Origin of the sequence: Thioalkalivibrio sp. K90mix, from assembly GCF_000025545.1 — a bacterium.
Taxonomy (GTDB): domain Bacteria; phylum Pseudomonadota; class Gammaproteobacteria; order Ectothiorhodospirales; family Ectothiorhodospiraceae; genus Thioalkalivibrio.
This window is the reverse complement of the sequence record NC_013889.1, coordinates 1,643,618-1,657,136: the sequence shown is the minus strand read 5'-3', so window position 1 is coordinate 1,657,136 and position 13,519 is coordinate 1,643,618. Positions and strand designations below refer to the sequence as shown.

Annotated in this window: 11 protein-coding genes and 3 pseudogenes; all 14 read left to right on the top strand. The window is 60.6% G+C overall.

Annotated elements, in window-relative coordinates:
* Window positions 1-7: 7 nt before the first annotated feature.
* Entirely contained in the window at window positions 8-700 is a 693-nt protein-coding gene (locus TK90_RS07850) for a transposase (protein WP_012982938.1), read from the top strand.
* Between the two features lie 25 nt (window positions 701-725).
* Window positions 726-1,238, top strand: a pseudogene (locus TK90_RS07845) (transposase); the annotation flags it as partial.
* A 231-nt stretch (window positions 1,239-1,469) separates the two neighbouring features.
* Entirely contained in the window at window positions 1,470-2,162 is a 693-nt protein-coding gene (locus TK90_RS07840; protein ID WP_012982937.1) for a transposase, read from the top strand.
* Between the two features lie 26 nt (window positions 2,163-2,188).
* A pseudogene (locus TK90_RS07835) lies at window positions 2,189-2,701 on the top strand (transposase); the annotation flags it as partial.
* A gap of 231 nt (window positions 2,702-2,932) precedes the next feature.
* Window positions 2,933-3,625, top strand: coding sequence for a transposase (locus tag TK90_RS07830; protein ID WP_012982937.1), 693 nt, complete (start codon window positions 2,933-2,935; stop codon window positions 3,623-3,625).
* A 26-nt stretch (window positions 3,626-3,651) separates the two neighbouring features.
* Window positions 3,652-4,164: pseudogene (locus tag TK90_RS07825) on the top strand (transposase); the annotation flags it as partial.
* A gap of 142 nt (window positions 4,165-4,306) precedes the next feature.
* On the top strand, window positions 4,307-4,999 hold the full coding sequence (locus TK90_RS07820; RefSeq protein ID WP_012982936.1) for a transposase: 693 nt from the start codon (window positions 4,307-4,309) through the stop codon (window positions 4,997-4,999).
* A 369-nt stretch (window positions 5,000-5,368) separates the two neighbouring features.
* Entirely contained in the window at window positions 5,369-6,643 is a 1,275-nt protein-coding gene (tviB, locus tag TK90_RS07810; RefSeq protein ID WP_012982934.1) for a Vi polysaccharide biosynthesis UDP-N-acetylglucosamine C-6 dehydrogenase TviB, read from the top strand.
* A 230-nt stretch (window positions 6,644-6,873) separates the two neighbouring features.
* Window positions 6,874-7,809: a glycosyltransferase family 2 protein gene (locus TK90_RS07805; protein ID WP_371190817.1), complete on the top strand. Its 936-nt coding sequence runs from the start codon at window positions 6,874-6,876 to the stop codon at window positions 7,807-7,809.
* Window positions 7,806-8,756 carry a glycosyltransferase family A protein gene (locus TK90_RS07800; RefSeq protein WP_012982932.1) on the top strand — a complete coding sequence of 317 codons (951 nt, stop codon included), beginning with the start codon at window positions 7,806-7,808 and terminating at the stop codon, window positions 8,754-8,756. The genes TK90_RS07805 and TK90_RS07800 overlap by 4 nt, the downstream gene beginning before the upstream one ends.
* Window positions 8,757-8,811: 55 nt before the next feature.
* On the top strand, window positions 8,812-9,903 hold the full coding sequence (locus TK90_RS07795; protein ID WP_012982931.1) for an EpsG family protein: 1,092 nt from the start codon (window positions 8,812-8,814) through the stop codon (window positions 9,901-9,903).
* A 280-nt stretch (window positions 9,904-10,183) separates the two neighbouring features.
* Entirely contained in the window at window positions 10,184-11,308 is a 1,125-nt protein-coding gene (locus TK90_RS07790; RefSeq protein ID WP_012982930.1) for a glycosyltransferase family 4 protein, read from the top strand.
* Window positions 11,309-11,449: 141 nt separating this feature from the next.
* The gene (locus TK90_RS07785; RefSeq protein WP_012982929.1) at window positions 11,450-12,469 is read left to right on the top strand and encodes a glycosyltransferase; all 1,020 of its coding nucleotides are present in this window, start codon (window positions 11,450-11,452) and stop codon (window positions 12,467-12,469) included.
* A 35-nt stretch (window positions 12,470-12,504) separates the two neighbouring features.
* Window positions 12,505-13,404 carry a DUF3800 domain-containing protein gene (locus TK90_RS07780; protein WP_244406394.1) on the top strand — a complete coding sequence of 300 codons (900 nt, stop codon included), beginning with the start codon at window positions 12,505-12,507 and terminating at the stop codon, window positions 13,402-13,404.
* The last annotated feature ends 115 nt before the right edge of the window (window positions 13,405-13,519 follow it).

Genomic DNA, 13,519 nt, shown 5'->3' with positions numbered 1-13,519 from the left:
GTAAAGCATGCCAAGGATGGCGCGAGTGGTGTTGCCGCATATGCCGCACCATGTGGTGCAGCGTGGGCACAATCGGCAGGTGGTTTTCGCAGAAGATGGGGATTACGAACGGTACCTGGAGGACCTGCGCGAGCTGAGCAGTGCGCTGGACATTCGAGTGTATGCGTACTGCCTGATGACGAACCATGTGCACCTGTTGCTGGGGCCGGGTGAGGAAGTAGCCGCCATGGGCCGGTTGATGAAGGCGCTGGCGGCGCGCGCCACGCGGTATCGCAATCGGCTGGAGGGCCGCTCCGGTACACTGTGGGAAGGGCGCTACAAGTCCAGCCCGGTGCAGACGGAGACGTACCTGCTCGCTTGCACGCGGTACATCGAACTGAACCCCGTGCGGGCGCGCATGGTGCCAGCGGCCGGTGACTACGCCTGGTCCAGTTTCCGTCAGCGTATGGGCGAGGAAGAGCAATGGATCGATCTGGATCCGGCGTACCTGGACTTGGGGCACCATGAACCCGACCGGCGCGCGCGATATGCCCGCTTCGTGGAGCAGGGCGTTCCGGAGCCGGAGCTGACACTGGTGCGCGAGGCCCTGCAACGCGGGCAGCTCACGGGCAACCAGCGATTCGTGGACGAGGTGGAGCAGATCATCGGCTGCCGCATTGAGCGCCGCCGACCTGGCCGCCCGTCATCACGCCGGGCGTGAGAAAATAAATCTGTCCCCGTTTTCCGTGCATCCGTCGCTGGGCCCCGGCGAGGAGGTGGCCGCCATGGGTCGTCTGATGAAGGCGTTAGCGGCCCGCGCTACGCGGTATCGTAATAGGCTAGAGGGGCGGTCCGGTAAGGTGTGGGAGGGGCGCTACAAGTCCAGCCCGGTGCAGATGGAGACGTATTTGCTTGCCTGGACGCGGTAGATCGAGTCGCACCCAGTGCGGGGGCGGATCGTGCCAGCGCCCTGTGACTATGCCTGGTCCAGCTTCCGTCAGCGTATGGGTCATGAAGCGCAGTGGATTGATCTGGACCCGGCGTACCTGGATCTGGGCGACAACGAGGCCAGGCGGCGCGCGCGATACGCCCGCTTCGTGGAGCAGCGCGTTCCGGAGCCGGAGCTGACACTGGTGCGCGAGGCCTTGCAGCGTGGCCAGCTCACGGGCAACCAGCGATTCGTGGACGAGGTGGAGCAGATCATCGGCTGCCGCATCGAGCGGCGGCGTCCGGGCCGCCCACCGTCTCGACGCGTGTGAGAAAATAAATCTGTCCCCGTTTTCGATCGTCATCACGCCGGGCGTGAGAAAATAAATCTGTCCCCGTTTTTGTGGAGCGGGCATACGCGGAAACGGTGACAGATTGATTCTCCGTCGCAAGGATGCCGCGGTGATGCAGCAGGAGCGGTATGGAGAAAACGGGGACGGAGAAAACGGGGACAGATTTACTTTCGCCGCTGGGAGCGGGCCGGATGATTCGGGAGGGAAGGCATGCCAAGGATGGCGCGAGTGGTGTTGCCGCATATGCCGCACCATGTGGTGCAGCGCGGGCATAATCGGCAGGTGGTGTTTGCCGGGGACGAGGATTACGAGCGGTACCTGGAAGATCTGCGGGAGCTGAGCAGTGCGCTGGACATCCGGGTGTATGCGTACTGCTTGATGACGAACCACGTCCACCTGTTGCTGGGGCCGGGTGAGGAAGTAGCCGCCATGGGCCGGTTGATGAAGGCGCTGGCGGCGCGGGCCACGCGGTACCGCAATCGGCTGGAGGGACGGTCCGGTACGCTGTGGGAAGGCCGCTACAAGTCCAGCCCGGTGCAGACGGAGACGTATCTGCTGGCCTGCACGCGGTACATCGAGCTCAACCCGGTACGGGCGAGGATGGTGCCAGCGGCCGGTGACTACGCCTGGTCCAGTTACCGTCAGCGTATGGGCGAGGAAGAGCAATGGATCGATCTGGATCCGGCCTACCTGGACTTGGCGCACCGCGAAGCCGACCGGCGCGCGCGATACGCCCGGTTCGTGGAGCAGGGCGTGCCGGAGCAGGAGCTGACACTGATGCGCGAGGCGTTACAGCGCGGCCAGCTCACGGGCAACCAGCGCTTCGTGGACGAGGTGGAGCAGATCATCGGCTGCCGCATTGAGCGCCGCCGCCCCGGCCGCCCGCGATCATGCCGGGCATGAGAAAATAAATCTGTCCCCGTTTTCGCGTGCATCCGTCGCTGGGCCCCGGCGAGGAGGTGGCCGCCATGGGTCGTCTGATGAAGGCGTTAGCGGCCCGCGCTACGCGGTATCGTAATAGGCTAGAGGGGCGGTCCGGTAAGGTGTGGGAGGGGCGCTACAAGTCCAGCCCGGTGCAGATGGAGACGTATTTGCTTGCCTGGACGCGGTAGATCGAGTCGCACCCAGTGCGGGGGCGGATCGTGCCAGCGCCCTGTGACTATGCCTGGTCCAGCTTCCGTCAGCGTATGGGTCATGAAGCGCAGTGGATTGATCTGGACCCGGCGTACCTGGATCTGGGCGACAACGAGGCCAGGCGGCGCGCGCGATACGCCCGCTTCGTGGAGCAGCGCGTTCCGGAGCCGGAGCTGACACTGGTGCGCGAGGCCTTGCAGCGTGGCCAGCTCACGGGCAACCAGCGATTCGTGGACGAGGTGGAGCAGATCATCGGCTGCCGCATCGAGCGGCGGCGTCCGGGCCGCCCACCGTCTCGACGCGTGTGAGAAAATAAATCTGTCCCCGTTTTCGATCGTCATCACGCCGGGCGTGAGAAAATAAATCTGTCCCCGTTTTTGTGGAGCGGGCATACGCGGAAACGGTGACAGATTGATTCTCCGTCGCAAGGATGCCGCGGTGATGCAGCAGGAGCGGTATGGAGAAAACGGGGACGGAGAAAACGGGGACAGATTTACTTTCGCCGCTGGGAGCGGGCCGGATGATTCGGGAGGGAAGGCATGCCAAGGATGGCGCGAGTGGTGTTGCCGCATATGCCGCACCATGTGGTGCAGCGCGGGCATAATCGGCAGGTGGTGTTTGCCGGGGACGAGGATTACGAGCGGTACCTGGAAGATCTGCGGGAGCTGAGCAGTGCGCTGGACATCCGGGTGTATGCGTACTGCTTGATGACGAACCACGTCCACCTGTTGCTGGGGCCGGGTGAGGAAGTAGCCGCCATGGGCCGGTTGATGAAGGCGCTGGCGGCGCGGGCCACGCGGTACCGCAATCGGCTGGAGGGACGGTCCGGTACGCTGTGGGAAGGCCGCTACAAGTCCAGCCCGGTGCAGACGGAGACGTATCTGCTGGCCTGCACGCGGTACATCGAGCTCAACCCGGTACGGGCGAGGATGGTGCCAGCGGCCGGTGACTACGCCTGGTCCAGTTACCGTCAGCGTATGGGCGAGGAAGAGCAATGGATCGATCTGGATCCGGCCTACCTGGACTTGGCGCACCGCGAAGCCGACCGGCGCGCGCGATACGCCCGGTTCGTGGAGCAGGGCGTGCCGGAGCAGGAGCTGACACTGATGCGCGAGGCGTTACAGCGCGGCCAGCTCACGGGCAACCAGCGCTTCGTGGACGAGGTGGAGCAGATCATCGGCTGCCGCATTGAGCGCCGCCGCCCCGGCCGCCCGCGATCATGCCGGGCATGAGAAAATAAATCTGTCCCCGTTTTCGCGTGCATCCGTCGCTGGGCCCCGGCGAGGAGGTGGCCGCCATGGGTCGTCTGATGAAGGCGTTAGCGGCCCGCGCTACGCGGTATCGTAATAGGCTAGAGGGGCGGTCCGGTAAGGTGTGGGAGGGGCGCTACAAGTCCAGCCCGGTGCAGATGGAGACGTATTTGCTTGCCTGGACGCGGTAGATCGAGTCGCACCCAGTGCGGGGGCGGATCGTGCCAGCGCCCTGTGACTATGCCTGGTCCAGCTTCCGTCAGCGTATGGGTCATGAAGCGCAGTGGATTGATCTGGACCCGGCGTACCTGGATCTGGGCGACAACGAGGCCAGGCGGCGCGCGCGATACGCCCGCTTCGTGGAGCAGCGCGTTCCGGAGCCGGAGCTGACACTGGTGCGCGAGGCCTTGCAGCGTGGCCAGCTCACGGGCAACCAGCGATTCGTGGACGAGGTGGAGCAGATCATCGGCTGCCGCATCGAGCGGCGGCGTCCGGGCCGCCCACCGTCTCGACGCGTGTGAGAAAATAAATCTGTCCCCGTTTTCGGTCCCCGTTTTTGTCGGATCGGTGATCTCCAACGGGAGAACGAGGGGAAAACGGGGACAGATTTATTTTCCGCTGTATGGACGTGGCGGTCGTAGTGAGTGAGCAGGGAGGTAAAGCATGCCAAGGATGGCGCGAGTGGTGTTGCCGCATATGCCGCACCATGTGGTGCAGCGTGGGCACAATCGGCAGGTGGTTTTCGCAGAAGATGGGGATTACGAACGGTACCTGGAGGACCTGCGCGAGCTGAGCAGTGCGCTGGACATTCGAGTGTATGCGTACTGCCTGATGACGAACCATGTGCACCTGTTGCTGGGGCCGGGTGAGGAAGTAGCCGCCATGGGCCGGTTGATGAAGGCGCTGGCGGCGCGGGCCACGCGGTACCGCAATCGGCTGGAGGGACGCTCCGGCACGTTGTGGGAAGGCCGCTACAAGTCCAGCCCGGTGCAGACGGAGACGTATCTGCTGGCCTGCGCTCGCTACATCGAGCTGAACCCGGTGCGGGCGCGTATGGTGGCGGCCGCCCGGGAGTACATCTGGTCCAGCTACCGCCAGCGGATGGGCGAGACGGAGAGCTGGATCGATTTGGACCCGGCGTATCTCGACTTGGCGGATGAAGAGACCGAGCGGCGCACACGCTACGCCCGCTTCGTGGAGCAGGGCGTCCCGCAGAAGGAGCTGACGCTGATGCGCGAGGCGCTCCAGCGCGGTCAGCTCACGGGCAACCAGCGGTTCGTGGACGAGGTGGAGCAGATTATCGGCTGCCGCATTGAGCGCCGCCGCCCTGGTCGCCCGCCATCATGTCGGGCGTGAGATAATAAATCTGTCCCAGTTTACGATTTATTCTGGTTGACGTTCTAGTTGTCAAGGCATGGACTCAAGTTTTTGGACCCAGACCATCAGGGCTGCAATGCTGTGAAACTGGGTCATGACCGTGCTGGTTTGGGTGTTCTTGTTGCTTACTATTAATTCCAAAACCAATCCGTCCGTCAGAGTCTTGTCTATAGATTCCTTGTATAGGTAGTAATTTCCGCTTCTGCAGTCGTAAGTGAAGTGATCGTAGTCGATTTCGAGTTTGCGGTTGTATCGATTCATTGTTTTCCTTATGTTTTTGCATAGATTGAGGGCTTGTCCCTCGTTATTATTTATAAAACTTGGCGTTTTTTATTATCAGGGTGATTGATGGCTGTTGGCGAAGGGAAAATTGCGGTGATCGGCCTGGGCTACGTCGGCCTTCCGCTGGCAGTGGCTTTTGGTGCGAAGCGCCCGGTGGTGGGGTTCGACGTGAACGCGGCGCGGGTGGCTGCGCTGAGGGCGGGGCATGACGACACGCTGGAGGTGCCCGACGGGGAACTGACGGCGGCGGAGCATCTGCGGGTAACGGACGATGCGGCGGCGCTGGCGGAGTGCAACGTGTTTATCGTGACGGTGCCTACCCCCATCGATTCCCACCGGCGCCCGGATTTGGGCCCGCTGCTGGCAGCTAGTGAGACGGTTGGACGTGCACTTTCGCCGGGGGGCGTGGTGGTTTATGAGTCTACGGTTTACCCGGGCGCGACTGAGGAAGACTGCATCCCGGTCGTGGAGCGGGTCTCGGGGCTCACGTACAATCGGGACTTTTTCGCCGGCTACAGCCCCGAGCGGGTGAATCCGGGTGACCGGGAACACCGCGTGACCACGATCCAGAAGGTGACGTCCGGTTCTACGCCGGAGGTCGCGGAGTTTGTGGATGCGCTCTATCGCGAGGTGATCACAGCCGGCACATACAGGGCCAGCAGTATCCGAGTGGCGGAGGCAGCCAAGGTGATCGAGAACACGCAGCGGGATGTGAACATCGCGCTGATCAATGAGCTGGCGATTCTGTTCAACCGCTTGGGGATCGATACACAGGAGGTTCTGGAGGCGGCTGGTTCGAAGTGGAATTTTCTCCCGTTCCGTCCCGGACTGGTGGGTGGCCATTGTATCGGGGTGGATCCGTACTACCTCACGCATAAGGCGCAGCAGATCGGGCATCACCCGGAGATTATCCTGGCCGGGCGGCGGCTGAACGACGGCATGGGCGCGTATGTGGTGGGCGAGTTGGTGAAGGCGATGATGCGCAAGGGTACACGCGTGCAAGGTGGGCGCGTGCTGGTGATGGGACTCACGTTCAAGGAGAACACTCCGGATCTGCGTAACAGCCGGGCGGTTGATGTGGTACGCGAGCTGGAGAGCTATGGGCTGGCGGTGGACGCATTTGACCCTTGGGTAAACCCGGCAGAGGCCGAGCACGAGCTGGACATCGTTCCCATCGCGGAACCGGAAGGTGGCGCCTACGACGCAATCGTGGTGGCGGTGGCCCATCGCGAGTTCCGCGAGCTGGGCGCGCAGGGCATCCGCGCCTTCGGCCGTGACCCGCATGTGCTGTACGACCTGAAATACCTGTTACCGAAGGGAGAGGCGGATATTCGCCTGTAGGGCCTGGTCCAAATCCCCTTTCATCATCAATGATCAGTTATTAACCCGTGCAGGGTCATCCAGGCTGCCGTGTCCGAGCGAGGTCCGAGCCGAGTTCGCCCTCCCGTAGATGGTCTGGGGCCCATTGGGCCGGATTCCCGGCTAAGCGTGTGGTGTGCTCGATGCCCGCACTCGTGCAGGATGCGCACAATGACGCCGGCCGACACCAACAATCTGGAAACCGATAAGGCATGAGCGCGATGCAACCGACCTATTCCCTTATCATCCCGCATTTCAACGATCCGGTTCGTCTGGAGCGGTTGTTGTGTTCGGTTCCGGTGGCGCGGGAGGACGTTGAGGTCATCGTGGTGGACGATTGCACCCCTGATCAGAGCGCTCTGGATACGGTGCGTGCGCACTGGCCGCGGGTGCAGTGGCTTTCGACACCCGAGAATGGCGGGGCGGGGATTGCCCGCAACGTGGGGCTGGATGCTGCGCGTGGTCGCTGGCTGGTGTTTGCGGATTCAGACGACGAGTTTCTGCCGGGTGCCTTCGAGACCTTCGACCGGGTGCTTCGGGCGGACGACGAGCTTGTGTATTTCCTGGCGGAGGCGGTTCAGGAAGTAGACGGGACGCCATCGAGTCGCGCCATTCGGGCCAACGAATTGTGCAGGGGTTACTTTGACGAACCGTCTAAATCGAACCTCGAACGACTCCGCTTTGGGCATGTTGTTCCTTGGGCAAAGGTCTATTCACGGCGTTTTGTTGAGGAGCGCGGGCTGACGTTCGATGAGACTCGGGTAAGTAACGATGTGGGCTTCAATGTGCTCGCCTCTGTACAAGCCGGTTCGGTGACCGTTGTCCCAGAAAAGATCTACCGGGTCTTCCGACGGGCGGACAGCTTGACTGCTGATGAGAGTCTGTCGTCAATGCTGGAGCGTATCCGTGTATTGTCGCGCTTGAACCGCCGTCTGGCGGCCTTGGGGACGCCTGGTCGCATGCACGCCGCGGGCTACCTTTACCGGGGCCTAATAAAAGGTCCTCGTGCGTTCGTATGCGTTGTGAGGGAAACGCTGGCGGGTGGCTTACTTTGGCCAACCATCCGTCAGCTGTCCCCGGACGAGATACGGGAGTTCTTGCGAAGGGTGAAGCGCGATCGCCGTGAACAGCGTCGGATCCGAACATGACAAGTCAATCTATGCGCTATTCAGTGATCATTCCTCATTTCAACGATGCCGATCGCCTGGAACGCTTGCTTCTCACGATTCCTGTCGCCCGTCGGGACCTGGAAGTGCTTGTGGTTGACGACTGCAGCCCCAACCAGCCAGCGCTGGAGGTGGTGAAGTCTCGCTGGTCGATGGTGACTTGGCTGTCGACACCACGTAATGCCGGCGCCGGCGCGGCGCGCAACATCGGACTGGATCATGCCCGGGGAGATCGCCTCTTATTCTCGGACTCTGATGATGAATTCCTTCCTGGGGCGTTCGAGCGGTTCGATGAGCACGTCGGTGACGAAGACGACTTAGTGTACTTTTTGGCCGACGCGGTTCAAGAGGTCGACGGCTCGCCCTCGAATCGAGCGGATCGCCTCAATGCTCTGTGTATGGAGTATCATGATGATCCCTCCGATCGGAACTTGAGCCAGCTTCGGGTTGGGCACGTCGTGCCGGTGGCGAAGGTTTATTCCCGAGTTTTTATCGATAAATGCGGGGTGAGGTTCGAGGAGACCCCCGTCAGCAACGATGTGGTGTTTAACGTATTGGCGGCTGTACAGGCGCGGCATGTGCGGGTGCAGCCGGTTACGGTCTACCGGATCCATCGCCGCCCAAAAAGCCTGACTTCCAACCCCAGCCCAGAGGCGTTCCTGGTGCGTGTCGGTGTGAAGGCACGGCTGGCATCAGCCTTGAAGGCGTTGGGGATAAAGGACATTCCGTCGGCGACCGGCTGGATGGTGGCATCATTTTCGTATGGCCCGCGAACGGCATTCCGTACGTGGTGGCTGTGCCTGACCTCCGACATGCGTATTGATGTGTTTCGCGTATTCCAGTTCGGCAGGTGGAAGAATTTCGTGGTCGGGCGTCAAGCCGACCGGGCAGAGAAAAAAGCAGCTGAGTCGTCTCGGGGGCATCGTTGAGAGACGCGATTTCGGAGCCCTATCGGTCAACGTACGCTTGATGGTGGATTGACCGATGCTTCCTTACGTTTTTTCCTTGTGCTGGGCGCTGTTTGTTTCTTTCGCACTTGGATCGCGCTGCGGGCGGGCAGCACTCCCTCCGAACCGGCAGCTTTCAGGACCAGTCCTTTTTCTTGGTATGGTTGCCAGCGCACCGCTCGTGTTGCTACTTGCGTTTCGGACCGACGTTGGAACCGACTACGATGCATATGTGCGGATATACAACGCATTCCGTGATGGTGAAGCGGGCATGCGCTACGAACCTCTCTATGCCTTGTTGAATCTAGCAGCGACACCTTTGGGCGACTGGGGTGTCGCGTTCGTTTTTGGCGTTGCTGCCGCGCTTGCAACGGTCCTTGTAATCTGGCGCGTGCTGCATACCAGCGACCTGCCATGGTTCAGCATCGTCTTGCTCTTTGGAATGACCTATCCCTTCCTCGCCACGAATGCCGTTCGTTTTGTGGTCGCCATCGCCCTGATGTTCTTCCTGCTTCCTGCTGTATGGAGCAGGAAGCCAGCATTATGGATTGCCGGCGGGATAGTGTCCGCCGGTTTTCACTATACCGCATTGCTGATGCTCCCTTTCTACTGGATTTTGCGGCGTGACTGGGGCCTCGTTGTGGTCGGAGCCTTATTTGCCGTAGCCGTCCTTTTGTCCACCCAGAAGGTACTTGCTTCGTCATTTCTGGAGTGGATCCCCGCCGTCATTCCTACAACATATAGCCATTACCCCGGATTGGTCTTGGAGCGACTGGAGAATTATCGCTTTGGGTTGGGGTATGTCTGGTATATCTTGACGGGCTTATTCGTTATTGTTTTTTGGCGTCGGGTGGGTAACCTAGGGATAGCCGAAATAGTAATAAGAAACGCTTTCTTCCTCGGTGTGGTGACGCTGATTGCTGCCTATCAGTTTTGGGCTATCGGTCGACTTGGGTGGTTTTTTTGGATTGCAGGCACGTTGTACTGGCCTATGGTAGTTTGCAGGCTGTTTTCGGGCGGAAGGGCTTTGTTGTTATGGGGTTTGGTGATTGTCCATGTGGTCTTGTTTGGGTATTCGTTGTGGATAGGTTCCCATGATGCTATCCCATATCATTCGGTTTTTCATTAGAAACGTATTGCCCATGCGATGTAGCGATCGCCTGTTAGTTCTTGCTTACTAGTCAAGGGGTGAACGTGCATAAATATTTTTATATGTGGGCAGTGTCGTCAGCGTTGAGGGGATCAATGTTTTATATAGGGTTACCCTTTAATGGTGTTAGGGCAGCCTGGAAAGTCTGGTTTATAACCAGTGGGGTCTGGCTTCCTCTTTGGGTGGTTTTCGGTGTTTTTAAGAGCGAAGGGAGGGAGGGTTGAGTAATTATGGGTCTAGGGGGTGTTCGGAGACGGTCTTGATTGTTACCGACAATAATGTCGAGACCGTGGGTGGGGAGCAGGAGTCAATAAAGATAATCGCGCAAAATCTGTCGGATGAGTTTCAGGTGGCGGTCCTTCAGCCCGGGGCGGCGAAGAGTGATCTTGGATTTTGTTGCATTGGTATCGGGAGGCGTACGCGCATCAAGGCGCTGGTGATGCGCCCAGTAGAGCTTTTATATTATATCGTGAAGGTTATCAGGTTCCTACGCAGGACTGAAGCAAAAGTGGTGCACACGCAAGCGCAGGCGAGCCTCTTTCTGATTAGTATTGCGATCAAGTTGCGGTTCATACCAAAGCGGTTCACGTTTGTGCACACCGATCGGGGCACATATTCGAAATATTCGGCGCTGGTACGGGCGCTGTTTCGGGTGTCTCTGTCGGTGGTGGATACGCTAGTGGCCACCACGCATCGGAATCGGTATCTCTGGGAGGATGCGCTCTCGAGGGTGGGGTCGAGGCCGGAATATGCGGTGATTGAGAATGCGGTGTCGAGCGACGGGGCTTGGATGGCGCGGCCGATGGGGCAGGCCGGCAAGATAACGGTTGGCTTTGCAGGTCGTTACTGCGGATGGAAGGATTGGCCGCTGGCGCTCGAGATAGCCCGCCGTTTGGTGGCGGATGGGGCTGTGGCGGCGGAGTTCCGAATGGCGGTCGGTTGCGTGGACGAGAGAGATCGAGGGGCGGCCGAAAGCTTTCTAAGCGATGCACATGCTGTGCTGGGGGAGGACTTAAATGCGCAGGTCAACGTGCCACATGGAGAGATGGCGGAGTTTTTTCGGTCGACGGATATTTTGGTGATGACTTCGAAGCCCGGGACAGAGTCGTTCGGGAGAACGGCGATTGAGGCCATGAGCGAGGGGTGTGTCGTGCTGAGTACGGATAGCGGGGGGCCGTCTGAGGTCCTGAATGACGCCGGGTGCATCTTGGGGGAGCCCGACGAGTTTGTGGGAAAAATAAAGTTCTATGCGATGGATGTGGATGCGCGAGCCGCGAAGGGGCGCGCGAATCAGAAAAGGGTCCAGGAGCTGTATTCGGCGGATAGTAACGTAGCAAAGCATCGTGTGTTGTATCAGGCTGCCATTGCGAGGCGTGGAGCCTAGGGGCCGTTATCTCGTTTGGGGGGAAGAGGGTGTGGTCCTTGGGTGGGAAGTATGCGGGAAGGGCTGTCGCGGGAGTCGATGGATCTGCGATGGCGGGTGATACGCTGGCGTGATCTGCATTGTTTGGTTTGAAGGATGAACGTGAGCGACAAGAGTGTGCTGGTAACAGGCGCTACGGGCTTTGTGGGTAGCGCTGTGATAAGAAAGCTGGCGGCTGAGGGCTGCTTGGTGCCGGTCGCGGGGTGTCGGCGCAGCGCTTCGGTGCCGGCGGGTGTGGAGCAGGCGGTAACGCCGTCGCTTGGTCCGGAAGCGGACTGGAGGGGCGCGCTGCAGGGCGTGGAGGCCGTGGTGCATGCGGCGGCCCGCGTACATGTGATGGATGAACCGGAGACCGATCCGCTGGAGGCGTTCCGGCGGGTGAATGTGGAAGGCACGCTGCGGCTGGCGCGCCAGGCGGTCATCCTGCAGAACACGGACGACCAGGCGGCGCTGATCCGGTCTGGGGGATTGCGTGATGAAAAGGCGGTGATGATCCGGGGGTCCGGTGTGGACCTTGCCCAGATGCCCTTTCGGGATGAGGTACCGGGCGTGCCGATCGTCGCGTTTGCGGCGCGGTTGCTCCAGCAAAAGGGTGTCGAGGAGTTCGTGGCGGCGGCTCGTAAGTTGCGCGAGCGGGGCATTTCGGCGCGGTTCTGGCTGATTGGTGATCCGGACCCAGGCAATCCCTACTCCATTACCGCGGAACAGGTTGAGGCATGGGCGGCGGAGGGCATGGTCGAGGTGATGGGGCATCGCTCGGACGTACCGGAGCTGTATGCCCAGGCGCATGTGGTGAGCTTGCCTTCGTACTATGGCGAGGGATTGCCGAAGACGTTGATTGAGGGAGCCGCGTGTGGGCGGCCGATTGTGACCACGGACCATCCGGGCTGCCGTGATGCGATCGAGGATGGTGTGACGGGGCTGCTGGTACCGATCCGCGATGCTGGGGCGCTGGCGGATGCCTTGCAGCGGTTGATCGAGAATCCCGAGGAACGCCGCGCCATGGGCCGGGCCGGGCGCGAGTTCGCGGAACGCGAGTTCGCGATCGAGAAGGTGGTGGACGCGCATATGGCGGTTTATCGGCGCTTGTTGAGTTCAAGGCGGGTCGGAATGGATATCTGAGGCTTTTTAGTGAGGAGGAATGGGGCGTGAGTTTTATGCTTTTCATGGATGAAAGCGGCCAGGACCGGCGCGATTCGCCATATGAAGTCCTGGCCGGAGTGTGTGTGGAGGACCGGGACCTGTGGAATCTGGTCTGTGAAGTTCAGGATGCGGAGACAGGTTTCTTCGGGCAGCGCATCACTCCAGCCGAGTTGGAGCTCAAGGGCAAAAAACTACTGAAACGGAAGACGTTCCGGTTGGCGGGGCAGATGGATCCCATTCCCCCCGAACGGCGGTCTGAGCTGGCCCGTGCGTGTTTGACGAAGGGGGAAGCTCAGCGTCGTGGGGATATCGGGGCCACTGGGCCCACGAGGAAGGAGTTGACGGCGCTGGCACAGGCGAAAATCGCCTTCGTGGACCATTTGTTGGAGATCTGTGCGCGTTACCGTGTCCGCACCTTCGCCAGTATTGTGGACTGCGCCGCACGACGGCCCGAGGGACAGTTTCTCCGTAAGGACTACGCGTATCTGTTCGAACGCTACTACCACTTTCTGGAGGAGCAGTCCGGAGCCGGGATGGGCGTGGTGGTTTTCGACGAGCTTGAGAAGGTTCAGGCACATATCTTGCTCGGCCAGATGGCTCGGTATTTCCGGGAGACGGCCAAGGGACGGATGCGTGCGGCCCGAGTGATTCCGGAGCCGTTCTTCGTGCACAGCCATCTGACGACAGCGGTTCAGTTGGCGGATGTCGTGGCGTATTTGGTCGCCTGGGGTGTTCGTGTGGGCACCATGACGCGGTCGGCCCGAAGCGAGTTGTCGGGGCTGGCGGAAAAGGTTTGCGACTTGCGGTTCAGAACCTTGCGAGAAGACGGTGATCAGCGTTACCCGCTGTGGAGTTTTGCGGTGATCGACGATCTGCGACCACGCGAAGAGCGCGATTCAACGAGTGGAAAATGAAAAAGGCAATGCCAGCGTCGCCGCCAACAAAGCCTCCACCGGCTATTTTGGATCAGTGTGGCGGAGGTGGCAAGCCTGGGGTGGGCGATTTGTACTCACAATGCGGGGCTGAGTG